This window comes from Agrobacterium sp. BT-220-3 (genome assembly GCF_025910175.1).
In the GTDB taxonomy this organism is placed as follows: Bacteria; Pseudomonadota; Alphaproteobacteria; order Rhizobiales; family Rhizobiaceae; genus Agrobacterium; species Agrobacterium oryzihabitans.
In genome coordinates this window covers 958,472-983,809 of the sequence record NZ_JAPAIX010000001.1, presented here as the reverse complement: position 1 = coordinate 983,809, position 25,338 = coordinate 958,472, and the positions used below count along the sequence as shown (strand labels likewise).

Sequence of the window (25,338 nt, the reverse complement as noted above, 5' to 3'; positions counted from 1 at the left end):
GCGCCTTCCGGTGGCTGAAAATGGGATGGCACGGTATCGTTTCGTGCCGTTTCCCACATCTGAAGGCATATCAGGAGGCGTGAGGCATTTTGTCCAAGCGAATCCGGGCGCCTGACATGATAAATGCCAAGCGCTGGGCTAAGATGGCATTCGACGCTTTATTCCGGTGACAGCCGCAAAGAACAAATCAAAGCGCCGCCATACCGAAAAAGCCATTCGGTTTTCGGGCAGGTGCAAAGGATGCCGCGGCAAGCGGCATTCGTAAGAAAAACAGGACAAGAAATGACCGTTATCGACAATCGCGAAATGCTGGGTGCGGAAAGTTCCGAACTTTCGGAAGCCGGCGCGCGCGATTATTTCGAATTGCTGAAGCCGCGCGTCATGTCGCTCGTCGTCTTCACGGCCTTTGCTGGCCTCGTGCTCGCGCCCGGCGAAATCAATCCGGTTCTTGGGCTCATCGCCATTCTCTGTATCGCCGTTGGCGCCGGTGCCTCTGGCGCTCTCAACATGTGGTACGATGCGGATATCGACGCCGTGATGACCCGCACCGCCAGACGGCCGATCCCGTCGGGCCGCGTCGCCCCGGGCGAGGCGCTCGCCTTTGGATTGACCCTCTCTGCCTTTTCGGTGGTCATCCTTGGCCTTGCGGTCAACTGGTTCTCGGCCGGCCTGCTTGCCTTCACCATTTTCTTTTACGCCGTCGTTTATACGATGTGGCTGAAGCGCTCGACACCGCAGAACATCGTCATCGGCGGTGCTGCCGGCGCTTTCCCGCCCATGCTCGGCTGGGCCTGCGTGACCGGCGGCGTCTCGCTCGACAGTATCATCCTGTTCCTCATCATCTTTCTCTGGACGCCTGCGCATTTCTGGGCGCTTGCCCTGTTCAAGATGCGCGATTACGGCTCCGTCGGCATTCCGATGATGCCGAACGTGGCGGGCGAGCGTTCAACCAAGAACCAGATGATCGTTTACGCCGTGCTGACCGCAGCCGCTGCGGTCGCGCCGTATTTTACCGGTCTCGCGAGCGTCGGTTACGGCATTTTCGCGGCGGTGCTGAGCGCGATCTTCATCTACTGTTCGTTCGATGTCCGGCGCATGCCGGAAGGAGACGAGAAGATGCTGCCCGCCAAGAAGATGTTCGCCTATTCGGTGCTTTACCTCTTCGCCATCTTCTCCGGCCTTCTGGCCGATCATTTCGCGCCGGCCCTGAAGGCCGTGATTTCGGGAGTTCTGTGATGGAAACGATAGAACTGAGCGCGGCGCAGAAAAAATCGAGACGCGGGCGCAACATCGCGCTCGGTGTCGTGCTCGCGGGGCTGGTGGTGCTGTTTTACATCATCACGATCATCAAGATCGGTTCGCATTGACGGCCTGACAATGAGAGCATGACTGGAGGAGTGGAGGAGGAGATGGCGAATATGGGAGCAGAAACGGCAAGGTCCGGCACGCAGCGGGTGAGCAATCGCTCCATCCTCGTGCTCTGTCTCGTGTTTTTCTGCGCGATGATCGGCATGGCCTATGCCGCCGTGCCCCTTTATACCCTGTTCTGCCGCGTCACCGGCTATAACGGCACGACCCAGCGCGTCGAGCAATATTCCGACGTCATTCTCGACAAGACCATCAATGTCACTTTCGACGCCAACACGTCGAACGGCCTCAACTGGGATTTCCAGCCGGTCGACAGGAAGGTCACGCCGAAGATCGGCGAAACGGTGCAGGTTACCTTCAAGGCGACCAACCGCTCACCGGTTGCGACCACGGGCACGGCGGTCTTCAACGTCACGCCCATGGAAGCGGGCGCCTATTTCAACAAGGTGGAGTGTTTCTGCTTTACCGAAACGACGCTGCAGCCGGGCGAAACGCTCGAAATGCCGGTGGTGTTCTTCATCGATCCGGACATCGCCACGGCGCGCGAAACCAAGAGCATTCATACTTTGACGCTGTCCTATACGTTTTATCCGGCCAAAACCGAAAAACCGGTTGCGTCCTTGCCGGTAAAAACTGAATCTGGCGAAAGCAAATTGTGAGAGGAGATCTGGCCTTCATCTTAAGGCCGGATCAGGGAAGAGATACCAGGGGATTGTCGCAATGGCAGATACGCATCAGAAGAACCACGATTACCACATCATAGATCCAAGCCCCTGGCCACTTCTGGCCTCGATCGGCGCCTTCATTCTGACCTTCGGCGGCGTCTGTTACATGCGTTACCTGTCAGCTGGCTCCTTCAAGCTGTTCGGCGTGGAAATGGCCAATCCCTGGCTGTTCTATATCGGCCTAGTCATCGTGCTTTACACCATGTACGCATGGTGGGCGGACACGATCAAGGAAGCCAATGAAGGCAGCCATACCCGCGTCGTTTCACTTCACCTGCGTTACGGCATGATCATGTTCATCGCCTCGGAAGTGATGTTCTTCGTCGCGTGGTTCTGGGCCTATTTCGATGCGAGCCTGTTTCCGCACGAGGCCATTCAGGCCTCCCGCCTCGAATATACCGGCGGACAATGGCCGCCCAAGGGCATCGAAGTCATCGATCCCTGGCACCTGCCGCTCTACAACACCGTTATCCTGCTTTTGTCCGGCACCTGCGTCACCTGGGCGCACCACGCCCTGCTGCACAATGACCGCAAGGGCCTGATCACCGGTCTCGTGCTCACCGTCGCCCTCGGCATCCTGTTCTCGACCGTGCAGGTCTATGAATACATGCACGCCCCGTTCGACTTCAAGAATTCGATCTACGGCGCGACCTTCTTCATGGCCACCGGTTTCCACGGTTTCCACGTGTTCGTCGGTACGGTTTTCCTTCTGGTCTGCCTGTTCCGGGCCATTGCCGGCGGTTTCACGCCCAAGCAGCATTTCGGCTTCGAAGCGGCCGCCTGGTACTGGCACTTCGTTGACGTTGTCTGGCTGTTCCTGTTCTTCGCCATCTATATCTGGGGTGGTTGGGGCGCGCCGGTACACGGGTAATTGCATCCGGTAGAGACCCAGGCCCGAAGCAAGGCATCGCTTCTGGAGCGAGCGGGTCCAACTTGTTTCTTCTCCCCGCCGGGGAGAAGTCCGCGGCAGCGGGATGAGGGGGCGACGTTAGCGATGGACCGAGAGCTAGCCCCCTCATCCGACCCTTCGGGCCACCTTCTCCCCGGCGGGGAGAAGAAATGCAACGCCGAGTAACGAGCTATTGCCCTTGTCTGGAGGTGAGCTTCCTGCAGGCTCGGCGTCATCCTCGGGCTTGACCCGAGGATACATAGCTCCGCTCAAATCGTAGGTCCTCGGGTCAAGCCCGAGGATGACGGAGGAGGGAGGATAGGTCCTTCGTCAACACTTCACGGGCGGCGATGCCGCCCTCGTGCTTGAGCGCCTTCCCAGCAAAGGGTTGCAGGCTGAAGCGGGAGGTCTCACCATGTCTGAACAATCAAACGGCAATTTCGCGCCGGTAGATCCGATCAGGGTCGGGCTGAAAGGCTGCTGCCCGCGCTGCGGCAACGGCCGGCTGTTTGACGGCTTCCTGACCCTTAAGCCGGCCTGCAGCGCCTGCGGGCTGGATTACGGTTTTGCCGATGCGGGGGATGGCCCTGCCGTCTTCGTCATGCTGATCGTGGGTTTTCTGGTGGTCGGGCTGGCGCTCTGGTTCGATCAGCGTTTTGCGCCACCCGTCTGGGTGCATGTCATGCTCTGGTTGCCTTTTACGGTGATTGTCTCGCTCGTGCTGCTGCGCAAGCTGAAAGGGATCATGATTGCGCTGCAATACCGCAACAATGCAAGCGAAGGCAGGCTTGATCGTGAATGACGTTTCCCACATGAAGGCGGCGGAAAGACGGGTCTGGTTCGCCGCGCCGCTGGTGCTGCTGGCACTTGCCATCCTTCTCGGGCTTGGCACCTGGCAGGTGAAGCGTCTCTATTGGAAAGAGGCGCTGATCGCCGATATCGAGGAACGGCTGAATGCTGGCCCGGTCGCGCTCTCCGATATAGAGGCGATGGCGAAAGGCGGCGGCGATATCGAATATCGCAGGGTCAGGCTGTCAGGCACTTTCGATCATGCCCGCGAACGGCATTTCTTCGCCACCCATCAGGGCCGAACCGGTTATTACATCTACACGCCGCTGACGCTTGCCGATGGCCGCATTCTTTTCGTCAATCGCGGCTTCGTGCCCTTCGAGATGAAGGAGCAGGCCAAGCGTCCAGACGGCCAGGTCGCCGGCGAAGTCACGATAACCGGGCTGGCGCGCGCGCCGCTGGCGGCGAAGCCATCCTCGCTGCTGCCCGATAATGATATCGCCAAGAATATCTTCTACTGGAAGGATCTGGCGGTAATGGCCTCCAGCACCGATATCCCGTCCGATCGGCTGGTCCACCTTTTCGTGGATGCCGACAATACGCCCAATCCCGGTGGCTGGCCGCAGGGTGGCGTGACGCTGATAGATTTGCCCAACAATCACCTCCAATATGCGATAACGTGGTATGGCTTGGCGGCGGCCCTTGTCATCGTCGCCGGTTTTGCCTATTTCCGGAACGGTAAGGCACAGGGTGACTAAAGCGGGCGCCGTCCGGTAAGGCAGGTTATCGGGCAAAGGCCAAGGAGCACGAATGAACATCGCCGTTTCCAAACCCCCTTTGACGATAAGGCTGTGCGGACCGCGCGGCTTTTGCGCGGGCGTGGACAGGGCGATCCAGATCGTCGTGCTGGCGCTCAAGGCCTATGGTGCGCCGGTCTATGTTCGCCACGAAATCGTCCATAATCGCTATGTGGTGGAAGGGCTGGAAGCCAAGGGTGCGGTCTTCGTCGAGGAGCTGCATGAAATCCCCGCCGAGCACCGCGAACAGCCGGTGGTCTTTTCCGCCCATGGCGTGCCGAAATCCGTGCCGGAGGATGCGCAGGCGCGCAACCTGTTCTATCTCGATGCCACGTGCCCGCTGGTCTCCAAGGTTCACAAGCAGGCAATGCGCCACCAGCGCCTCGGCCGCCATGTCGTGCTGATCGGACATGCGGGTCACCCGGAGGTCATCGGCACCATGGGGCAATTGCCCGAAGGCACCGTCTCGCTGGTCGAAACGGTAGAGGATGCCGGCACTTATGAACCGGTCGATCGTGAAAACCTCGGTTTCGTCACACAGACGACATTGTCGGTTGACGATACCGCCGGCGTTATCGCCAGGCTTCAGGAACGTTTCCCCGCCATTCAGGCGCCCGCCGCCGACAGCATCTGTTACGCAACCACCAATCGTCAGGATGCGGTCAAGCAGGCGGCGCCCGGCTGCGACCTGTTCATCGTCGTCGGTGCGCCCAATTCTTCCAATTCCAAGCGGCTGGTCGAGGTGGCGCTGCGCGCTGGCGCCAAACACTCGGTTCTGGTGCAGCGGGCAGCGGAAATCGACTGGGATGCGATCGGCGATATCCGCACGGTTGGTCTGTCAGCCGGTGCGTCTGCACCGGAAGTCATCGTCGACGAGATCATCGAGGCCTTCAAGGCGCGGTTTGACACGACGCTTGATCTGGCTGTCACGGTTGAGGAAACGGAGCATTTCCTCGTCAATCGCGAGCTGCGCAGCATTGAGCTGACGACGGACGACATGGCTTTCGTCAACGGCAATGCCAGCAACGCCCTGCCGCCCAAAACCGCCGCCGGCGCCTGAAACGGAATGGCGGTCAATGCGGGCGGTTTTCGCCTCGCATCTGTCATCCTCACCCCAGATTTCCACTCCATCCTTCATCAAGAGATTTGAAATTGGCAGTTTATACGGACATCACCGAAGATGATCTGAGGAATTTCCTCATACAATATGACGTCGGTACGCTCACCTCCTACAAGGGCATTGCCGAAGGCGTCGAAAACTCCAATTTCCTGCTGCACACCACCAAGGACCCGCTGATCCTGACGCTCTACGAGAAGCGCGTGGAAAAAAACGACCTACCGTTTTTCCTCGGCCTCATGCAGCATCTGGCCGCCAAGGGCCTGTCCTGCCCCCTGCCGCTGCCGCGCAAGGATGGCGCGTTGCTGGGCGAACTGTCGGGCCGGCCGGCGGCGCTTATCTCCTTCCTCGAGGGCATGTGGCTGAGAAAGCCGGAAGCGAAACATTGCCGCGAAGTTGGCAAGGCACTGGCCGCAATGCATCTGGCCGGTGAGGGCTTCGAGATCGAGCGCCCCAATGCGCTCTCCGTCGAGGGCTGGAAGGTGCTTTGGGACAAATCCGAAGACCGCGCCGACGAGGTGGAGAAGGGCCTGAGGCAAGAAATCCGCCCGGAAATCGATTATCTGGCCGCCCACTGGCCGAAGGATCTGCCCGCCGGCGTCATCCATGCGGATCTGTTTCAGGACAACGTGTTTTTCCTCGGCGACGAACTTTCCGGCCTGATCGATTTTTACTTCGCCTGCAACGATCTGCTCGCTTATGACGTGTCAATCTGCCTCAATGCCTGGTGCTTCGAGAAGGATGGGGCTTATAACGTCACCAAGGGCAAGGCGCTGCTGGAGGGCTATCAGTCGGTGCGTCCGCTGAGTGCTGAGGAGCTCGATGCGCTGCCGCTTCTGGCGCGCGGTTCCGCACTGCGGTTCTTCCTGACGCGGCTCTATGACTGGCTGACGACGCCGGAAGGCGCGCTGGTGGTGAAGAAGGACCCGCTGGAATATCTGCGCAAGCTGCGGTTCCACCGCTCGATCAGCCATGTCGCCGAATACGGGCTGGCCGGCGAATGAAACATGTTGATATCTTCACCGATGGCGCCTGTTCCGGCAATCCCGGTCCGGGCGGGTGGGGTGCCGTGCTGCGTTATGGCGAGGTCGAGAAGGAACTGTCCGGCGGCGAGGCGGAGACGACCAACAACCGCATGGAGCTGCTTGCAGCCATTTCCGCGCTGAACGCGCTGAAAAGCCCCTGCGAGGTCGATCTCTATACCGACAGCGCCTATGTGAAGGACGGGATCACAAAGTGGATTTTCGGCTGGAAAAAGAAGGGCTGGAAAACCGCCGATAACAAGCCGGTCAAGAATGTCGAGCTGTGGCAGGCGCTGGAGGCGGCGCAGGAGCGCCACAAGGTCACCCTGCACTGGGTCAAGGGCCATGCCGGCCACCCGGAAAACGAGCGTGCCGATGAACTGGCGCGCAAGGGCATGGAGCCCTTCAAACGGCGGTAATGGAAGCCTGTTCTGCTGCGGTCTTTATAATCCGGGGTTGTGAAAACTGAAACCCGATCTATCTTGTCGTCAAACAGCCGGACGGTGTTCCGGCGGAGGAGAGGAATTCGGATGATCCTGCATTGTGTATTTTTGCGCTTCAAGGCTGCGACGGCATCCTCTGAAAAACAGGCGATCTTTGAGGCGATTGCGGCCCTGAAGGACGTGATACCCGGCATCATCGATGTGAAATACGGCCAGAATGTCTCGCCCGAAGGCCTGAACGGCGGTTTCGTAGACGGTTTTATCGTGACGCTTGAAAGCCCCGAGGCCCGCGACGATTACCTCGCTCATCCCCAGCATATGGAAGTCGGAGAACGTCTCGTGTCGCTGACCGATGGCGGTCTGGCCGGGCTTCTGGTGTTTGATATGAATGTCTGAGGGGAGGGCGGCTTGGCCGCCCTTTTTGTTTGTGGCTAAAAGCAGCGTTGATGCGTTTGGCGATGTCGTGTCAGTCGATACACCGTCACCCCGGACTTGATCCGGGGTCCAGCGCGATCAAGTCCTTGATCGCAAAAGACCCTTATCACGGCGCAGACGCGCCGTGGCTGGATGCCGGATCAAGTCCGGCATGACGGAGAGACTAAGCCACCAGCTCTCAAAGCTGCTCGATCATCGCCGCAGCGGCCGAAACCGTCGCCTGGCCAGGGTTTTCCTCGACATTGAGCGACTTCACCACGCCGTCTTCGACCAGCATCGAATAGCGCTTGGAGCGTACACCGAGGCCGCCGCCGGAAAGGTCGGCATCAAGGCCAAGTGCCTTGGTGAAAGAGGCATCCCAATCTGCGAGGAAGTGGATCTTGCCCTGGCCGCCTGACGATTGCGCCCATGCGCCCATCACGTGCCAGTCATTGACGGCGACAACCGCGATGTCATCCACGCCTTTTGAGAGAATGGTGTCGCGGTTTTCCAGATAGCCCGGCAGGTGGTTCAGCGAGCAGGTGGGGGTAAAAGCGCCGGGCACGGCGAAGAGCACGACCTTCTTGCCGCCGAAAAGCTGATCGGTGGTGGTTTCCACCGGGCCGTCGGCCGTCTTTTCCTTGAAGGTTGCGGAAGGCAGTTTTTCGCCGATCTTGATGGTCATGTCCATGCTCCTGTGGCCGTTCGGTTCGCGCGACTATAGAGCAACCAAATGAAACGTGTCATGCGGTTTTCGCGGGAAATTCCATTGCGGAAGCGATCGCGCAGGCGTCGCCGCCGAACCGATCAGGGCTTTGGAAAATTGAGCATCGTTTCCATGGCCCGGTCGCCGGATTTCACCAGGATGGGCCAGCTGTTGCCCTGCACCTGATAGGTTTTCGGCAGGCCCTTGATGTTCATGTAGAAAGAAAGCTTGCGCTTGTCGCGGACCATGTTCTGCGGCTCGTAATAGGCAAAGCCGGAGGGACCGGCGATGAAAATGTCGGTTTCCTTCGGCGCGTTTTCCGGCAGCTGCAGCTGCACGCCGAGCATGGTCTTGTCAGGTGTGATATGGAAATCGGTCACCTTGAAATCGTCTGATGCCGCTTCGGGCAGTGTCTCGCGCGCCTCTTCCAGCAGGCGCCGTTCCTCGCCGTCGTCATTGCCCGCATTGCCGCGCTCAATCGAAAACGTCGCCTCGAAGGGAATGCAGATATTCTGGCAGACACCGATGAAGGCGGTGAGGTCGATCTTCCCGTTGGCCGATGTATCGGCGGCTTTCAGCTGAAAGGGAAGGCTGACGGCGTGGTCATAGCCGATATCGGTAAGATCGCCGTTTTCGATGAGCTTGGGAACGGGATACGCCATGGAGATAAGGCTCACGCCGCTTGCCGGGTCAAGCGAGATCTTCGGCGGTATGCCGGCTTCACCCGGTTCGCGCCAATAGGTAATCCAGCCGTCTTTCGGTTCGATCTGCAGCACGCCGCGCACAACGCCGTCGGCATCCATCGCAAGGCTTGCGACGCGCATCTGGCCGCCCTCGCTTCTTGCCCAATCGGTAATTTCCGCCTGGGCGGCTTGTCCGCCGCCGAGGAAGGCGGCGAAAGCGGCCGCGAAACGAAGATGTGAAAATCGAAAGAATGTCCTGACGCTCATAGTTCCCGTCTAACCCAACATCGGCTGGCGGACCAGTTACGAATTCGTGCGATGCATCATTTTCGGTTGATTGATGGCACGCGATGCCGCATCCTGTCCTTTGTCGAAGTGCGAACGCCGCTTTCCGTTCGATGACGGAATTCGGCCTGCTGGAGGCGACGGTGAGCTTTTCAACCCTGATGGACAAACGCGAACGTGGCTTTCTCGATGGTCAGTTCCTCATCGCGATGCCGGGGCTGGACGATGGCAATTTTGCCCGTGCGGTGATCTATATCTGCGCCCATTCGGATGCCGGCGCCATGGGTTTCATCATCAACCGGCCGCAGCAGATCACCTTCACGGATATTCTGCTGCATCTGAAACTGGTTGATAGCAACGACGCCATCATGCTGCCCAACCGCACCCGCGAATTTCCGATCCAGTGCGGCGGCCCGGTTGAATCCGGCCGGGGTTTCGTGCTGCATTCGGACGATTACCTGAGCGAATCCAGCATTCCGGTCAGCGACGACATTTCGCTGACGGCGACGCTGGATATTGTTCGCGCCATTTCCAATGGCCGCGGCCCGCAGAGGGCCACCATGCTGCTCGGTTATGCGGGCTGGGGTCCGGGCCAGCTGGAAAACGAGATCGCCAATAATGGCTGGCTGAACTGCCCGGCTGCGGAAGAGCTGATTTTCGACCGTGGGCTGGACAATAAATATGAGCGGGCGCTCGCGCTGATGGGCGTCGACCCCCGCATGCTTTCCACGGATGCAGGGCACGCCTGAAATTTGCGCCGCCCCCACACACGGTCGCGGGCTGGAACCAAACCTTGACCCCTTACGTTACTCACCCGGAAAGCCGGACAAACAGTGCGGCTCAACTAGGGAGCAGTGACATGGGTAGCACATCAGACAAGATCGCCGGCAAGGCCAACGAAGTCGCCGGCAAGGTCAAGAAGAACGTCGGCGAAGCCACCGGCAACAACGAGTTGCGCGCCAAGGGTGCGGCCCAGGAAACCAAGGGCAAGGTTCAGAAGAACGTCGGCAAGGCGAAAGACGCAGTCAAGGGCGCCGTCGACCGCATGTAATGCAGTCTGACGGGTTTCCGCCTCTTTGATGAAGCGGTGCTTTGGAGCGCATGTGTTTGTAGCACATGCGCTCTTGTCGTCTGGGCGTCGTTTGATGCGGATAATTTCCCCGGGGAGGGAAGCAGCGCAGACAACAGGTCAAGCAAGACCTTGAACCGTCAATCAAACTCGGCGTCGTCCTCCGGTCAGGCCGGAGAATGACGCCGTAACCGTAATTGCCAGGAGTTGGCGTATGTCGCCGACCCCTCCCGTCCCATGATCCATCGCAAGGGTTTCATAAATGAAGCTTTTTTCCTGCGCATCCTGTGGCCAGCCGGTCCATTTCGATAATCGTTTCTGCGTTTCCTGCGGCCATCGCCTGGCCTTCGTGCCGGAACGGCTTTCCATGGAAGCGCTGGCGCCTGCGGGTGAGCCGAACTGGCAGATCGTCGCCGACCTGCAAAAACAGGTGCGGTTCTGCGCCAATGAAGTGAATGACATCTGCAACTGGTCGGTGCCGGCGGAAAGCCAGAACGCCTTTTGCCCGGCCTGCAGCCACAATCGTCTGGTGCCGGATATCGCAACAGAGCAGGGCATCGAACAATGGCGGGGTATCAGCCAGGCGCAGCGGCATCTGTTTTATTCAATATTGCGGCTCGGTCTGCCGCATCCGAACCGGGATGCCGATCCGGTTGGCGGGCTTGTCTTCGACTTTCTGGTCGACGAGGTCGCGCCTGATGGTTCCGTCATTCCCGCCATGACAGGTCATGACGAAGGTCTGATCGCCATCCGTGCGGCCGAAGCCGATGATGCGACGCGCGAGCAGGTGCGCGCCAACATGAATGAGCCCTATCGCACCATGCTTGGCCATTTCCGCCACGAGGTCGGGCATTTCATCTGGAACAAGCTGGTTCGCGATGAGAACCGGCTGGAAGCCTGCCGCGCCGTGTTCGGTGACGAGCGCGAGGATTATGCGGCGGCGCTGCAACGTAATTACGAGCAGGGACCTCGGCCTGACTGGCAGGAGAATTTCATAAGCTCCTACGCCTCCGTCCACCCATGGGAAGATTTCGCCGAATGTTTCGCCCATTACCTGCATATCGTCGACACGCTCGAAACGGCGCGCGCCTTCGGTGTGGCGATCGATCCGGACGGACATGAGGAAATGGCCGCAGAGGTGACGTTCGATCCCTACAAGGCCCGCAGCGCCGCGCAACTGGTCAAGGCCTGGATTCCGCTCAGCGTCGCCATCAATTCCATCCAGCGCAGCATGGGGGAGGCGGACCTCTACCCCTTCGTGCTGACGCCGCCGGTGGTGACGAAGATGGAATTTATCCACGACCTCTTGCATGGCAGGGTGGCGGCGGATGCGTCGCCGCCGGTGGCGATGGTTCAGTAAGGAACGATTTGCCCTCAACGTCATCCTCGGGCTTGACCCGAGGATCCACAATCACCCGCGATAATGGATCCTCGGGTCAAGCCCGAGGATGACCTCGCGTTAAGGGGAGGGAGAAGGGGAGGGGGAGTGCGCTGCTGCACCCAATCCCCTTACGAAGCCCGCTTCGTCGGCTGGAACCGCTCCCTGAGCAACTTCAGCGCCGCATCGCCCGAGACCGGTGTTCCGAACAGGAAGCTCTGGCCAAAATGGCAATTCATGCGCGACAATTCCGCCGCGTCTTCCGGCGTCTCGATGCCTTCCGCCACCACCTGCATGTCAAGCGCGCGGGCCATGGCGATAACGGAGCGCAGGAGCACATTGCGCTTGTCGCTGGTATTGGCCACCAACGCCTTGTCGAGCTTGATCGTATCGAAGGGGAAGCGGGTGAGATAGGCAAGCGACGAATAGCCGCTGCCGAAATCATCCATGGCGAGGCTCAGGCCCGTTTCTTTCAGCTTGGAAAGCACCAGCCGCGCCTGTTCCGGGTTTTCCATGACGACGGATTCCGTCAGCTCCAGCTTCAGCTGCTGCGGATTGCAGCGCGTGCGCGTCAGCATGCTGCGCACATCATTATACAATTCGTTGTTCAGCAATTGCGCGCTGGAGATATTGACGGAAATGAAGATCGGCATCTTCTCGATGGCATGCTGCCAGTCCATTAGATCGGTCGCGGCCCGCTCCAGTGCAAACATGCCGAGCGGCTCGATCAGGCCGGAAGCTTCCGCAATGGGAATGAATTCGCTCGGCGGAATATTGCCGCGCTTGGGATGTTCCCAGCGCATCAGTGCCTCGAAGCCTGCCAGCTCGCCATCGTCGAGCTTGACGATCGGCTGATAGGCGAGCGACAGCTCCTTGCGTTCGATGGCGCGGCGAAGGTCGCTTTCCATCTGCAGGCGGTCGGTGCCGGAGGTGCGGAAGGCGGGGCGGAACGGCTCGACACGGTTGCCGCCGGCGCGCTTGGCGCGGTACATGGCAAGTTCCGCATCACTCAGGAGTCCGGCCGCACTTTCCTGCTGGTCGATCCACGAGACGAGGCCGATGGAGGCGGTGAGGATGATTTCGCGATTGGCGAAATTGATCGGCACCATGATCGCCTTGTTCACCGCATCGGCGAAATCTGCGACACGCTGCGGATCGCGCTCGGAGGTCAGGATCAGGCCGAATTCGTCGCCGCCGAGGCGCGCCAGCGTATCCTGCGGTTTCAACAGGCGGCGCAGGCGCCGCGTCAGCGCGATGAGAATATTGTCGCCCGCGGCAATGCCGAGCGTATCGTTGACCAGCTTGTAACGGTCGATATCGATCGCCATCACGGTCGGGCGCACGCCCTCGCTGTCGGGCGAGAGGTTGAGGATCGATTGCAGGCGGTCGAGGAAGACCTGCCGGTTCGGAAGTCCGGTCAGATTGTCGTTCATCGCATCCTGCAACAGCCGCTCGACCGAATTCTTCTGCTCGGTAATGTCTGTAATCGTGCCGACACAGCGGATGATTTCGCCGTTGGAGCCGAGAACCGGACGGGCGCGGATTTGCAGCCAGTGGAAATGCCCGTCTTCAGCGCGAATGCGGAATTCGTGGTTGAGGCGGCCCTTGCGGTGGTCGAGCAGCACGTCGAGCGTCGCCTTGAACCGGTCGCGATCGTCAGGGTGCAGGCGCGGCAGCCAGTTGCGCGCAGCACCATGCATGGTGCCGGGTTCCAGCCCCAGCCGGTTGGAAATGTCGGGCGTGGTTACGATGCGGTCGCGCGTCACATCCCAGTCCCACACGGTATCGCCGCTGCCCGTCAGCGCCAGCGACTGGCGTTCAAGGTCAGAGAACAGGCCCTGCTGATAGGCGCTGCCGGCAAAGGCATGCTGGATGACGGTAAAGCCGATCAGCAGCACGATCAGCACCAGCCCGCCGCCAAGCGCCGGCTGCACGATGTCGTTGTCCAGTTGCCCCGTTACCGTCAGCCAGCTGCCGAACAGCCAGACGAGAATGAGCGCCCAGGAGGGCACGAGCAAAATCGCCCGGTCGTAACGGTTGAAGCCGAGATAGATGATGAGCGCGATACCGGCCGTTGCGGTGAGCGCGAAGGACACGCGGGCGATGCCCGACGCAACCGAAGGATCGTAGATCGCGACGCCGAACAGCAGCGCCAGACCCACCACCCAAGCAAAGGTCGCGTAACCCAGATGCGCATGCCATCGGTTGAGATTGAGATAGGTGAAGAGGAAGACCACGAAGCTGGAGGCGAGCGCCACTTCGGCGCCCGCCCTCCATATTCGCTGATCGCTGGATGTGACGGTGATGAGCTTTTCAAGAAAGCCGAAATCAACGCAGATATAGGCAAGCACCGCCCAGGCAAGTGCGGCGGAGGCCGGCAGAACCGAAGTTCCCTTGACCACGAACAGAATGGTCAAAAGCACGGCCAGAAGGCCGGCAATGCCGAGAACGATGCCGCGATAGAGCGTGAACGCGTTGATCGTGTCCTTGTAGGCTTCCGGTTCCCACAGATAGATCTGCGGCAGTTGCGGCGTGGAAAGCTCGGCGACGAAGGTAATGACGGAGCCGGGATTGAGCGTGATGCGGAACACGTCGGCATCCGGGCTCGGTTGCCGGTCCAGCGCAAAGCCTTCGCTCGGCGTGATGGCGATGATGCGCTGCGAGCCGAGATCGGGCCAGAACAGTTTGGAGTTCACCAGACGGAAATGCGGGGCGACGATGACGCGTTCCAGCTGCTCTTCGGAGACGTTGGCGAGCGCAAAGACCGCCCAGTCGCCCTGATGATCCGTGGAACTGGCGCGCACCTCGATACGGCGGCGGATGCCGTCTGGTCCGGGGGCGGTGGAAACCTGAAAGGCCTCGCCCTGATTGGCGTAGATATCGGTCGTCGCGGTCAGATCAAGCGCCGTATCGTCACGGGAAATCTTCACCGGCTCGAAGGCGTAGGAATAGGAAGCAAAAAGCAGGAACAGCAGGAAAAACGGCGCAGCCAGTGCGATTGCCGCCAGACGTTTCGACAGGCAAGGCGCAGTGTGATTGTAGGTCATGTATCGTACTTCGTTCCGCCGGAGCTTTGCTTGTCGGCAAGAAGGGAAAACATCATATGATCCCGCCATTGGCCATTGATTTTCAGATATTCCCGCAAGAGACCTTCCCGCTGGAACCCGGCATTTTCGAGAAGCCGGATGCTTTTGAAGTTTTCCGGAATACAGGCTGCCTCGATACGGTGCAACTGAAGTCCGTTGAAGATGTATGGTATTACCAATTTTAATGCGGCAGACATATGGCCTTTGGCGGCGTGGCGTTCGCCTATCCAGTAGCCGATCATGCAGCTTTGCGCGGCGCCCCGGCGGATGTAACCGATTGTGATGCCGCCGACCAGGAGGGTCTCCTTTTCGAACAGCAGAAACGAAACGGCGGTACCGGAGGAAAATTCCTGGCCGTTGCGCACCACACGCATCCGGAAAGAGCCTTCCGTCAGTTCGTCCGGACGCCAGCTTGGCTCCCAGGGCTGGAGAAACTGCCGGCTTTCCGACCGCAGGACGTGCCATTGCTTGAAATCGCCATAGCGCGGCAGTCTGAGAAGATGGTCGGCGCTGCGCAGTTCGGGCGTGTCATTATGTCGGGAAAGAAAACGCAGCATTCACCATCCCCGTGCGGAAGAAACCGCCACGCTTAGCCGTTCGCCTTTATCCTTGCGGGCTGCTGCGCGGAAAGCGCGGCAGTGATGTCTGAAAGAGGCGGCAGATGTTCGAGCGGGCCAATCGCGGACAATGTCGGAACTGTATCGAAAAACAGCCGTCCCGCAAGATCGGTCAGCCGTTCGCGGGTAATGTCGCCAAGGCGCTCCATCATTTCCTCATTGGGAATGGGCCGGCCGTAGAGCATCATCTGCCGGGCCATCTGGCCGGCACGGGCCGCCGGGCTTTCCTGTCCCATGAGCAGTTGGGCGCGGATTTGCGCGCGCGCCCGGTCGATTTCTTCCTGATGGATGGTCTGCGAGGACTTGCGCAATTCTTCCAGAATGACCGGCACAAGTTCCGGCAGGTCGTTGCCGCCGGTGGCCGCATGTACGCCGAAAATGCCCGTATCGGAAAAGCCCCAGTGAAACGCATAGACGGAATAGCAGAGGCCGCGATATTCTCGCACTTCCTGGAAAAGACGCGACGACATGCCGCCGCCGAGGATATTGGCGAGAATCTGCGAACAATAGAAATCGCGGGCGTGATAGGCCTTGCCCTCGAAACCCAGAAGCACCTGCGCGTCCATCAGGTCGCGGGTCTCGCGGATTTCACCGCCGGTATAAACGGCCTTTTCGAGAACCGGCGTGGTGACGGGCAGTTGCGGCAACGAGGCGAAACGTTCTTCCACCTGCTTCACGAAGCTCTCGTGATCGACAGCACCGGCCGCCACGACGAAAATGCGGTCCGTCGTGTAGTTGCGGGCGAGATAATGCCTGATCTGGCCGGTGGTGAAGGATTGCACGGTATCCGGCGTGCCGAGGATCGGGCGGCCGATGGTCTGGTCGCGATAGGCGACACCGGAGAAATTGTCGAAGATCACGTCGTCGGGCGTATCGGTCGCCGCGCCGATTTCCTGCAGGATGACGTTTTTCTCCCGCTCCAGTTCCTCTTCGTCGAACAGCGATTCCGTCAGGATATCGGCAAGAATATCGACGGCGAGCGGAACATGGTCCTTGAGGACGCGGGCGTAGTAGGAGGTGGTTTCCGTCGATGTCGCGGCGTTGACTTCGCCGCCGACATTTTCGATCTCTTCGGCGATCTGCCGGGCGGTACGCCGCGCCGTGCCCTTGAACGCCATATGCTCGAGTAGATGGGCGATGCCGTGTTCGGCAGTCGTCTCGTTGCGGGATCCGGATTTGATCCACACCCCAAGAGCAACGCTTTCGAGATGCGGCATTCTTTCCGTCACAACGGTCAACCCGGACGAAAGCCGGGTCACATTAACTCTCATATCAAGTCTTTCCGCGTCTCTATTTGCCGGCGCGTGCATGTTGGCCGATGAAGGTTTCCACGGCTTTCAGCTCTGCGTCCAGAATGTCGAAACGCTCCTCCCGGTTCATAATGTCAGCTAACCATACTGGAAGCGCAGGCTCGATTGCGCAAGCGGATTTTACAGCAGCCGGGAATTTAGCCGGATGGGCGGTAGACAGAACCACCATCGGGCTGGACGCCTTTTCGTGCTTTTCCGCCACGAAAACACCGGTCGCCGTATGCGGATCGATCAGGTAACCGGTCTTTTCAAGCGTATCGCGGATCGTCGCCGCCACCTGCTTCTCGGTGGCACGACCGGCACGGAAATCCTTCTTGATGAATTTCAGTGCCTTCGGCGGAATTTCAAACGCACCGGACTGCTTCAGGCCGTCCATCGATGCCTTCACCGCCGCGGAATCGCGGTCATAGGCTTCAAACAGCAGACGTTCGAAGTTGGAGGAAATCTGGATGTCCATCGAAGGCGAGGTGGTGGGCGTGACGCCACGCATCTCGTAGCGGCCGGTTTTCAGCGTGCGCGCCAGAATGTCGTTGTCATTGGTGGCGATGACAAGCTTGTCGATCGGCAGGCCCATTTTCTTGGCGACGTAACCGGCAAAGATATCGCCGAAATTGCCAGTCGGAACGGTGAAGGAAATCTTCCGGTCGGGACCGCCAAGCGACAGAGACGCGGTGAAGTAATAAACCACCTGCGCCATGATGCGCGCCCAGTTGATGGAATTCACGCCGGAAAGCTTCACGCCATCGCGAAACTTCACGTCGTTGAACATTTCTTTGACGAGGTTCTGGCAATCGTCAAAATTGCCGTTGATCGCCAGCGCATGCACGTTGGAAGCCGTGGAGGTCGTCATCTGGCGCTGCTGCACCGGCGAGACCTTGCCGTTCGGGAAAAGGATGAAGATGTCGGTGCGCTCACGCCCGGCAAAGGCGTCGATGGCCGCGCCGCCGGTATCGCCCGAGGTTGCGCCGACGATGGTGGCGCGTTCGCCGCGCTCAGTCAGCGTATAGTCCATCAGGCGGGCGAGAAGCTGCATCGCCACGTCCTTGAAGGCGAGCGTGGTGCCGTGGAAAAGTTCCAGCACGAAGGTGTTCGGACCGGTCTGGGTCAACGGCACGACGGCCGGATGCCGGAAAGTGGAATAGGCGTCGTCGATCATCGCCCTGAACTTGTCGGCCGGAATTTCGCCGCCGGTGAAACGGTAGAGAACCTCGAAGGCGACTTCCTGATAGGACTTTCCGCGCAGGTTGCGGATTTCCTTTTTCGACATGGAGGGCCATTCGCGCGGCACGTAAAGCCCGCCGTCACGGCCAAGGCCCGCCAGAAGCGCGTCGCAGAAACCAAGCGAAGGGGCCGCACCCCTGGTCGATACATATTTCACGAGATAGTCCCTTGTCCGGTGCCGGTCATCGGCTTCTTCTTCAGCAGCGTCTCACGGAAATGAGGCGATTGGCGAGGTAATGAAGGGCTTTTTTGAAAATTCAAGCAAAACCGAACATGCCAATCGATTTTTTCCGGCGTCGCTGCTATAGACCATCGCCAACCTGCGTGAAAGGTCAATAAACAGCGTCTCCGGTTCGGTTCCGGGACAATGGAGAGGGAATTAGAAGAGTGTCAGGGAATTTCTTGCGTTTGTCCGCCGCGATGTCGCTTCTGGCCGTTGTTGCAGGATGCAATTCCTCCAATCCGTCGGACTCGCTTGCCGTCAACCCTCCGGCGGCGCAGGCCAATGCCGTTGCTCCGGTAGTGCAGGCCAACTGCCCGACGGTCACGGTTCTCGATGCCAATGCCGTCCACCGCGTTTATGCCGGTGGCACCAAGGATGATCCGCAGAAACTCGCCTATCAGGTCTCGCTGTCAGATACGACGCGCTCGTGCACCGCGAACGAAACCACGCTGACGGTGAACGTGCTGGCGCAGGGCCGCCTCGTTCCTGGCCCGATGGCCAAGCCCGGCCGCGTGACGGTTCCGATCCGCGTGACGGTGAAGGACGGCGACGGCGAGATTTACGGCGAAACGACCAATTTCGCCATCGATGTCCCGGCAGGCGGAGCTGGCACGCAGTTCATTTTCAACAACGACCATGTGGCCATTCCCAACGGTCCGGGCGGCGCACCGAAGTCGGTCAGCGTCTATATCGGCTTCGGCGGCGAGAGCGCGAAGTCAAAGACCAAGCGCCGGTGATTTGACGGGCGAAATGTAAAAACCGGAGTCTGCTCGGCAGGCTTCGGTTCTGATTGCGCGCAAAGGTCCGAATTCCGTCACCCCGGACTTGATCCGGGGTCCAGCGCGGTCAAGTCATTGATCGCAAAAGACTCTTCTCACGGCGCAGACGCGCCGTGACTGGATGCCGGATCAAGTCCGGCATGACGGAGGAGAGGTCTACGACTTTCCATGCTTTTTAAGCGGAGGGTTTTCCCACAGCCATCGCTTTCTCCGCTGACGGGCGGCTACGAGAGTTTCGATACTCCTCCACAGCCTCAAAAAAAGCTGGCGGCAAAACGTCCCTGGCGGGGCGCGCATTTGCTAGCTCTTCATTCGACATCTCGGGAAAGTCGACAGCATCCCAGTCCGCTTCGGTATAGCCTTGGCCGGGTACGAATTCCTTTTGTGGCTGGGATGTAACCACAGCTACCTCGTCAAAAAGCGCCTTCCCACTCCGCCATCGCCGCGATGACGGCCGGCAGATCCTGCATGCGGGAAATCACGGTTTCCGCGCCCGCATCCGTCAGCCGGTCGGCATGGCTCGGATAGGTGTGGGATGCGCCGGTGAAGCCGATGATGCGCATGCCGGCGGCCTTCGCGCCATGGATGCCGTGCACGGAATCTTCGACTACGACCACGCGGTCGGGGGAGACGCCGAACTGGGCCGCGCCGTGCAGGAAGATATCCGGCTTCGGTTTCACGCGGTCGGCTCCGAGATCCTTGGCGGAATAGATATGCGGCGCGAAATAGGGCTTCAGACCCACCTTCGTCAGCATCATGTCGAGGCGGTGGCTGGAGGAATTCGAGCAGATGCAGCGCGGTGTCGTCAGGCGCGACAGCGCGAATTTGACGCCCTCGATGATCTTCACGTCGCGTTCCAGCCGCATGTCGAGCAGCTTTTCGGATTTGTCGAGCAGGGAGGCGGAGAGGGGAATGCTGGCTTCGCTTTCCACCTGCAGAAGACTGTTCTTCCAGGTCATGCCGGCGAAGCGCTCGCCCATTTCCTCGACGGAGATCGGATAACCGGCCTCGGTCAAAAGGCGGGACTCCACCTGCGCCGCGATGATTTCGGAATCGACCAGAACGCCGTCACAGTCGAAAATAATGAGGTCGAAGCCGCTCATGGGCGCTCCCTGTATCGAATTTGCTTGGAAGAAAGTGATGCCGGCGCTTTTAGACCATGTCTGCGCCAAGCTCAACCGGTTGCCCCGCAAGGGTCGGTCCCATCAGGCTCATAGCTTGGCCGGTCGGGCAAGCGACTGTGCGGCTTCGAATATTCGGCTTTGCGCATCTGCCGCGTGCAAAAAGCGCTACACACAGTCGCGCGAGATGCGTTAAGGGATGTTATGCCCAAGACAGTGAAAACCACGCCTGAAGACACCATTGCCGCACGCATCAGCCGCACTCTGGCCGACCGCATCGTTCGCGGTGAACTGTCGCCGGGTGAACGGCTGAGGCAGGATCATATCGCTGCCGAATTCGGCGCCTCGCATGTGCCCGTGCGTGAGGCGTTCCGCAGGCTGGAAGCGCAGGGCCTGGCGGCGAGCATTCCGCGCCGGGGTGTGCGGGTCGCGGATTTCGGCCTTGCCGATGTGCGCGAAGTCGCAGAAATGCGCGCGGCACTCGAGGTTCTGGCGCTGCGCCACGCCATTCCCAACATGACTTCAGCCATTCTCGACCAGGCGGAAGCCGCGACACTCGAAGGCGATAGCGCCGTCGATGTGCAGCACTGGGAGGAGGCCAATCGCCGCTTCCACCGCCTCATCACCGCGCCCTGCAACATGCCGCGCCTGATGGAGGCGATCGACGGCCTGCATGCGGCGAGCGCCCGGTTCCTGTTTTCCGCCTGGCGGGCCGGCTGGGAGCGCCGCACCGATACCGACCACCGGGCAATCCTCGACGCACTTCGCGGCGGTCGCGCCGAAGAGGCGGTGCGCATCCTCGATGGTCACGTGCAATGGATCGGCCGCAAGGCGATCCGCACCTCTTCCGGCTCGATGCACGACGCCTTCGCGATCGTTGGATAAGCCAAGCGCAATTTGCTCCATATGGTGGCTCTCGGCTCGCCCTTTTGGACTCCGTCGAAAAAGTCGGGTATCGATATCCTGTCCGCGACAAGATCAGCGGAAGGGGAGATGGATGACGGTTGAGACGGCGAAATCACCGGGCGGATTTTTCGGCTGTCCCGCCTTGCGCTCCCTCTGTCCGCAGACCCCTTTCCAGCCCGGGAAACACCGCCAGTGACGGTTCGACTGCGCCCGCATCACCTTCTCTGCATGCTGACCTATGTGGGGAAGGGATATTCATCCGGCTTCGTCGAAAATTACGACCGTGTCGCCGCTCGCCTGAATGCGGGCGACGAAGATATCGAGCTGGTGGACGGCCCTGACGATATCTGCATCGGCCTTTTGTGCGAAAGCCATGCCCACTGTTTCAACGAAGGCGTAGTGCAGAGGGACGAGGCGGCCCGGCTTTCGGTTTCGACGCTTTTGGGCGGGACAATCAGTGTCGGAACACGGCTGCGGGTAACGCCGGATCTTTTGGCAAGGATGCGCGTGGCTTTCGCCGCCGGAGATATCCGGCAGGCCTGTCGCGGCTGCCAGTGGATCAGGTTGTGCGATCGCATCGCCGCATCAGGATTTGCCGGCGTGAAAGTTGGCGAGCCGCTGCAAATGACGGTCAAACACGAAAAGCATTTTTCCAGCCATCCGATGCTCAGGCCTAAATATGGATCGTCTGGCCGGAAACTGTGACGGTCCACATTCCACATTCCCCCAACGCCCTCATTCCTGTGCTCGTCACAGGAATCCAGCCAGCCCAAGTCCTTGGGCTGAAAAGACTCCTCCCGCCGCGCAGACGCGCGTCGACTGGATTCCTGTGACGAGCACAGGAATGAGGGAGGAGAGTTGGGGGCGCCGAGACGACTACTCCGGTACGTTCGTCTCTGTCCGTTCTGCGGCCTTGACCGTCGCCTTGATTTCCTTCGGGTCGCGGCCGGACTTCTCGTCGTAGCTCACCTTCACCGAATAATCGCCGGGATGCAGGGTCTCCTGATGCCGGGTGCCGTACCGGCCGGAAATTTCCTTTTGCGTGCCCTGAAGGTCTTTGGTCGTTTCGACAATGTCGATCCGCTCGGCACCCGGCGCCGTGATTGCCAGAACGCCCGCATTAAGGTCGATGTTGATTTCGGAGCGTTTTCCGGCCGCCACGGTAAAGGGCTGCTCGACCGTGACTTTGCCCAGACGGGCGCGCATCACGAAATCGCCCGCCGGCATTTCCATGATCTTGCCGGTGCCGTAAACGCCGTTGATGGTCTGGCGGGTGCCGTCCAGCGTCTCCTTGGCCGAGAGCGCCTCGAAACGGATATCGTCCGTCTCCACCGCCTTGCCGTCCTGCGCATAGACCGCCTTGGCAACGACCACGCCGCTCGGAATGACGAGCTCGTGGCTGATCTTCTCGCCCGCCTTGACGGCAAGCGTTTCCTGCGCCCGTGCTGGGCCGATACTGCCGGTGAGGAGCACGTCGCCCGCGGGTACGAAGACCGTGTTCTGGCCGTAAACGCTATCCTTGAAATCGCCCTTGGTGATGTCGGTCTTTGCCTGCGTTTCCACATCGCCGCCGGGACTGCGTTTCGGCACGACAGTCAGTTCCGCCGCGTTGAAATTAACCTTCGGCCTCGCGACGCTTCCGTCCTTCACTTCGAAGGCTATTTCGCTGATGACATTGCCCAGCGCCGCGACGCCGACATATTTGCCGGCCGGCAGCTTCGCCTCGAAAGTGGCGTCATAGGATCCGCCGGCATTGACGTCGGTGCGCGCTCCGGCTCGGTCCGCCTTGTAGAAATCCCATCGCACTTTGTCGCTGTTGCCCAGCGAGGGGCCGCCATCGAACATCACGGCGTCGGTCACGACATTAAATTGCGGTGCCGGCTCCTGCGCCCGCAATGGCGACGGCAATGCTGCCATCAGAAGAACGGCGGAAACGACATGCATTGAAAAAGAAGCCGTGCGCATCATGGACCCCATTCGGATTACCCCCGTTATTGCCGGTCTTCCTGCCGCACCGATAGGCGGAACAGGACAACCCGTTGTGCACAACGTTTTTACGGGACTTCGGGTTCCCCATGCGCCGCCGCAAATCCGCCATGCACGCCGCAACAGCCATTTATTTTGCATTTTCCGTGACTTGTTCAGGCTTTGATAACCATCTTCGGTAACCATAAGCATCAGTAGAGAGTAAGCGTATGGAGCGAGTACCAATGGCAGCAGTTTTTCCGCTGGCCGATTTTCGGCGTGCCGGTTTTGATCGTGCGGGCGAGAGTGACGCCTGGAAAGACAGCATCATCAAAGGTGATTGTGTCGCTGCCTTGGATGCCCTCCCGAGCCAGTCGGTCGATGCGATTTTCGCCGATCCGCCCTATAATCTCCAGCTTGGCGGCACGCTGCACCGGCCCGATCAGTCGCTGGTCGATGCCGTCGATGACGAATGGGACCAGTTCGCCTCCTTCGAGGCCTATGACGCCTTCACCCGCGCCTGGCTGCTCGCCTGCCGCCGTGTGCTGAAACCCAACGGCACCATCTGGGTCATCGGCTCCTACCACAATATCTTCCGCGTCGGCTCCATGCTCCAGAACCTCGATTTCTGGATCCTGAACGACATCGTCTGGCGCAAGACCAATCCCATGCCGAATTTCAAGGGCCGCCGGTTCCAGAACGCCCATGAGACCATGATCTGGGCCAGCCGCGATCCGAAAGCCAAGAACTACACCTTCAACTACGATGCGCTGAAGGCCTCCAATGACGATGTGCAGATGCGCTCCGACTGGCTGTTCCCGATCTGCAGCGGCCATGAGCGTCTGAAGGGTGACGACGGCAAGAAGGTGCATCCCACCCAGAAGCCGGAAGCGCTGCTGGCGCGCATCATCATGGCCTCCACCAAGCCGGGTGATATCGTGCTCGACCCGTTCTTCGGTTCCGGCACCACGGGTGCGGTCGCAAAACGTCTCGGCCGCCACTTCGTCGGCATCGAGCGCGAACAGGATTATATCGATGCGGCATCGGCCCGCATCGCCGCCGTCGAGCCGCTCGGCAAGGCGGAACTGACCGTGATGACCGGCAAGAAGGCCGAACCGCGCGTTGCCTTCAACACGCTGGTGGAAAGCGGCCTGGTCCGCCCGGGCCAGGTGCTGACCGATGCAAGACGCCGTTATAGCGCCATTATTCGTGCCGATGGTACTCTGGCATCCGCCGGGACCGCCGGCTCCATTCACCGCCTCGGCGCAAAGGTGCAGGGTCTCGACGCATGCAACGGATGGACGTTCTGGCATTTCGAAGATGGCGACGAATTGAAGCCGATCGATGATTTGAGAGCGATCATCCGCAGTGAAATGGCAAAGGCTGAATAGTCAAAAGCCGTAGAGGCTGGAGACGGACGATCCACCGCCCGCCCTTGTCAGGATACGTCTCCGTCCGGTTTAGTACCTTCAGTCCCGGATGGAGAACGACCAACGCCCGGCACCTCGGTGTCGGGCGTTGGTATTTTCGAATATTTTATTTTAGCCAGACAAGTTTCGCGCAAGAGACCGGCCATAGTGTCTGATGCAAAGCAGTGGTTGTGAAAAACCGTTTCGGAAAGATCGCAGGAACATTGCTGTCCCATGCCGCTTGCGGCAGGACTGGCGCAGGCTGGAGACCGCCATTTCCGCCTGCGCCAATTTTCTTTTCCGGGTTTTCGCGGACCTGTCCGAACCCGTCATGGCGCCCACGCCGGGTTCCCCAGCCTTAACGATAGATGTCCTGCGCGTTACGGAAGATTAACGTGACGCTATACATGGCGGGGAGTACATATTCTTCCAGGCTGAGTGTCGCCGGCGACCCAAAAAAGATCGCGACGCGACGATGCGAGACAGCCGGATTCGCGGGCCATTGCCCGCGATGAACAAGGAGGCGTGCCATGCGCTCGCTTTTCAAGACAGTCACAATAGCATCCTTCATTCTGGCGACGGCCACGGGCGGCGCTTTCGCGGCCGGACAGTCGCATGGCGAGCATTCCGGCTCCGGCGGAATGCACAGTGAACGGTCTCATGATGTCGACCGGGGCGGGAGACATTTCTTCCGTCACAACGATGACGACCTGTTCATGAATGACATGTACATGAACTATACCGGCCCCGCCGCTTACGGGCAGAGACCGCATCTGGTTCGTGTGCTTCATGAGCTGCGTGTCGCCGACCACCGGATCGACTTCGAACGCCAGCAGGGCAGGCTGAGCGCAAGCGCTTTCAACAGGCTCGAAAATCAATCATCCGCAATCCGCACCCAGACGCTGAAAACGGCTGACATGCATCATGGCCATATTCCCATGAAGGCATTTTCCACCCTTCAGGGCGAAGTCCGGCAACTTGACCGGAACATCGTCCGCATGAGCTGACCGGGGCTT

Annotated in this window: 26 protein-coding genes and 1 pseudogene; 18 read left to right on the top strand and 9 right to left on the bottom strand. The window is 59.8% G+C overall.

The window, feature by feature from the left end:
- Positions 1-282 precede the first annotated feature (282 nt).
- From OK142_RS05055 to OK142_RS05010, 10 genes are all read left to right on the top strand, one after another.
- Positions 283-1,236, top strand: a complete 954-nt coding sequence (locus OK142_RS05055) for a heme o synthase (protein ID WP_035241717.1) — start codon at positions 283-285, stop codon at positions 1,234-1,236.
- Complete coding sequence (locus OK142_RS05050) at positions 1,236-1,367, top strand: cytochrome c oxidase system small membrane protein (protein WP_003494255.1); 132 nt, start codon at positions 1,236-1,238, stop codon at positions 1,365-1,367. Before OK142_RS05055 ends, OK142_RS05050 begins: the two co-directional genes overlap by 1 nt.
- 42 nt (positions 1,368-1,409) lie before the next feature.
- The gene (locus tag OK142_RS05045; protein ID WP_035241719.1) at positions 1,410-2,027 is read left to right on the top strand and encodes a cytochrome c oxidase assembly protein; all 618 of its coding nucleotides are present in this window, start codon (positions 1,410-1,412) and stop codon (positions 2,025-2,027) included.
- Between the two features lie 61 nt (positions 2,028-2,088).
- Positions 2,089-2,964 (top strand): cytochrome c oxidase subunit 3, encoded by an 876-nt coding sequence (locus OK142_RS05040; protein ID WP_498681410.1) that lies wholly within the window; start codon positions 2,089-2,091, stop codon positions 2,962-2,964.
- 433 nt (positions 2,965-3,397) lie between these two features.
- Positions 3,398-3,784, top strand: coding sequence for a DUF983 domain-containing protein (locus OK142_RS05035; RefSeq protein ID WP_035241722.1), 387 nt, complete (start codon positions 3,398-3,400; stop codon positions 3,782-3,784).
- 10 nt (positions 3,785-3,794) lie between these two features.
- Positions 3,795-4,529 (top strand): SURF1 family protein, encoded by a 735-nt coding sequence (locus tag OK142_RS05030; RefSeq protein WP_498681735.1) that lies wholly within the window; start codon positions 3,795-3,797, stop codon positions 4,527-4,529.
- A gap of 52 nt (positions 4,530-4,581) precedes the next feature.
- A complete protein-coding gene (ispH, locus tag OK142_RS05025) occupies positions 4,582-5,628 on the top strand; it encodes a 4-hydroxy-3-methylbut-2-enyl diphosphate reductase (protein ID WP_137037217.1) in 1,047 nt (348 codons plus the stop codon).
- 92 nt (positions 5,629-5,720) lie between these two features.
- On the top strand, positions 5,721-6,689 hold the full coding sequence (locus OK142_RS05020; protein ID WP_498681407.1) for a homoserine kinase: 969 nt from the start codon (positions 5,721-5,723) through the stop codon (positions 6,687-6,689).
- A complete protein-coding gene (rnhA, locus tag OK142_RS05015) occupies positions 6,686-7,126 on the top strand; it encodes a ribonuclease HI (RefSeq protein WP_003494262.1) in 441 nt (146 codons plus the stop codon). Before OK142_RS05020 ends, rnhA begins: the two co-directional genes overlap by 4 nt.
- Positions 7,127-7,237: 111 nt before the next feature.
- Positions 7,238-7,546, top strand: a complete 309-nt coding sequence (locus OK142_RS05010) for a Dabb family protein (protein WP_003494265.1) — start codon at positions 7,238-7,240, stop codon at positions 7,544-7,546.
- A 217-nt stretch (positions 7,547-7,763) separates the two neighbouring features.
- Here the strand turns inward: OK142_RS05010 and OK142_RS05005 are convergent, their stop codons facing one another.
- Together OK142_RS05005 and OK142_RS05000 are read right to left on the bottom strand one after the other, a co-directional pair.
- Positions 7,764-8,249 carry a peroxiredoxin gene (locus OK142_RS05005; protein ID WP_216330873.1) on the bottom strand — a complete coding sequence of 162 codons (486 nt, stop codon included), beginning with the start codon at positions 8,247-8,249 and terminating at the stop codon, positions 7,764-7,766.
- A 122-nt stretch (positions 8,250-8,371) separates the two neighbouring features.
- Positions 8,372-9,220 carry a protein-disulfide reductase DsbD domain-containing protein gene (locus OK142_RS05000; RefSeq protein WP_216330874.1) on the bottom strand — a complete coding sequence of 283 codons (849 nt, stop codon included), beginning with the start codon at positions 9,218-9,220 and terminating at the stop codon, positions 8,372-8,374.
- A 161-nt stretch (positions 9,221-9,381) separates the two neighbouring features.
- Here OK142_RS05000 and OK142_RS04995 point away from each other — a divergent pair, with 161 nt between their 5' ends.
- From OK142_RS04995 to OK142_RS04985, 3 genes are all read left to right on the top strand, one after another.
- On the top strand, positions 9,382-9,987 hold the full coding sequence (locus OK142_RS04995) for a YqgE/AlgH family protein (RefSeq protein WP_035242027.1): 606 nt from the start codon (positions 9,382-9,384) through the stop codon (positions 9,985-9,987).
- A 110-nt stretch (positions 9,988-10,097) separates the two neighbouring features.
- Complete coding sequence (locus tag OK142_RS04990; RefSeq protein WP_003494272.1) at positions 10,098-10,289, top strand: CsbD family protein; 192 nt, start codon at positions 10,098-10,100, stop codon at positions 10,287-10,289.
- Positions 10,290-10,569: 280 nt separating this feature from the next.
- Entirely contained in the window at positions 10,570-11,667 is a 1,098-nt protein-coding gene (locus OK142_RS04985; protein WP_498681401.1) for a zinc-binding metallopeptidase family protein, read from the top strand.
- A gap of 149 nt (positions 11,668-11,816) precedes the next feature.
- Here the strand turns inward: OK142_RS04985 and OK142_RS04980 are convergent, their stop codons facing one another.
- From OK142_RS04980 to thrC, 4 genes are read right to left on the bottom strand one after another with little or no spacing between them, the layout of a single operon-like run.
- A complete protein-coding gene (locus OK142_RS04980) occupies positions 11,817-14,732 on the bottom strand; it encodes an EAL domain-containing protein (RefSeq protein ID WP_498681398.1) in 2,916 nt (971 codons plus the stop codon).
- Positions 14,729-15,328: a GNAT family N-acetyltransferase gene (locus tag OK142_RS04975; protein ID WP_080833704.1), complete on the bottom strand. Its 600-nt coding sequence runs from the start codon at positions 15,326-15,328 to the stop codon at positions 14,729-14,731. The genes OK142_RS04980 and OK142_RS04975 overlap by 4 nt, the downstream gene beginning before the upstream one ends.
- Before the next feature lie 32 nt (positions 15,329-15,360).
- Positions 15,361-16,659 (bottom strand): M16 family metallopeptidase, encoded by a 1,299-nt coding sequence (locus tag OK142_RS04970; RefSeq protein WP_035218531.1) that lies wholly within the window; start codon positions 16,657-16,659, stop codon positions 15,361-15,363.
- 19 nt (positions 16,660-16,678) lie between these two features.
- A complete protein-coding gene (gene thrC / locus OK142_RS04965) occupies positions 16,679-18,076 on the bottom strand; it encodes a threonine synthase (protein WP_498681394.1) in 1,398 nt (465 codons plus the stop codon).
- 263 nt (positions 18,077-18,339) lie between these two features.
- Between thrC and OK142_RS04960 the strand changes: the two genes are divergently transcribed.
- Positions 18,340-18,879 (top strand): PilZ domain-containing protein, encoded by a 540-nt coding sequence (locus tag OK142_RS04960; protein WP_498681733.1) that lies wholly within the window; start codon positions 18,340-18,342, stop codon positions 18,877-18,879.
- Positions 18,880-19,129: 250 nt separating this feature from the next.
- On the opposite strand, the pseudogene OK142_RS04955 reads toward OK142_RS04960, so the two are convergent.
- Positions 19,130-19,324, bottom strand: a pseudogene (locus OK142_RS04955) (BrnA antitoxin family protein); the annotation flags it as partial.
- A 10-nt stretch (positions 19,325-19,334) separates the two neighbouring features.
- Positions 19,335-20,024 (bottom strand): HAD family hydrolase, encoded by a 690-nt coding sequence (locus OK142_RS04950; RefSeq protein ID WP_498681391.1) that lies wholly within the window; start codon positions 20,022-20,024, stop codon positions 19,335-19,337.
- Between the two features lie 222 nt (positions 20,025-20,246).
- On the opposite strand from OK142_RS04950, the gene OK142_RS04945 reads away from it, so the two are divergent.
- Entirely contained in the window at positions 20,247-20,927 is a 681-nt protein-coding gene (locus OK142_RS04945) for a GntR family transcriptional regulator (protein WP_082183867.1), read from the top strand.
- A 249-nt stretch (positions 20,928-21,176) separates the two neighbouring features.
- Positions 21,177-21,653 (top strand): DUF1284 domain-containing protein, encoded by a 477-nt coding sequence (locus OK142_RS04940; RefSeq protein ID WP_498681731.1) that lies wholly within the window; start codon positions 21,177-21,179, stop codon positions 21,651-21,653.
- A gap of 171 nt (positions 21,654-21,824) precedes the next feature.
- Here OK142_RS04940 and OK142_RS04935 read toward each other — a convergent pair whose 3' ends face one another.
- The gene (locus OK142_RS04935; RefSeq protein ID WP_498681388.1) at positions 21,825-22,925 is read right to left on the bottom strand and encodes a hypothetical protein; all 1,101 of its coding nucleotides are present in this window, start codon (positions 22,923-22,925) and stop codon (positions 21,825-21,827) included.
- Positions 22,926-23,158: 233 nt separating this feature from the next.
- On the opposite strand from OK142_RS04935, the gene OK142_RS04930 reads away from it, so the two are divergent.
- The gene (locus OK142_RS04930; RefSeq protein ID WP_035218524.1) at positions 23,159-24,304 is read left to right on the top strand and encodes a site-specific DNA-methyltransferase; all 1,146 of its coding nucleotides are present in this window, start codon (positions 23,159-23,161) and stop codon (positions 24,302-24,304) included.
- A 548-nt stretch (positions 24,305-24,852) separates the two neighbouring features.
- Positions 24,853-25,329, top strand: coding sequence for a hypothetical protein (locus OK142_RS04925; RefSeq protein WP_498681385.1), 477 nt, complete (start codon positions 24,853-24,855; stop codon positions 25,327-25,329).
- Positions 25,330-25,338 lie beyond the last annotated feature (9 nt).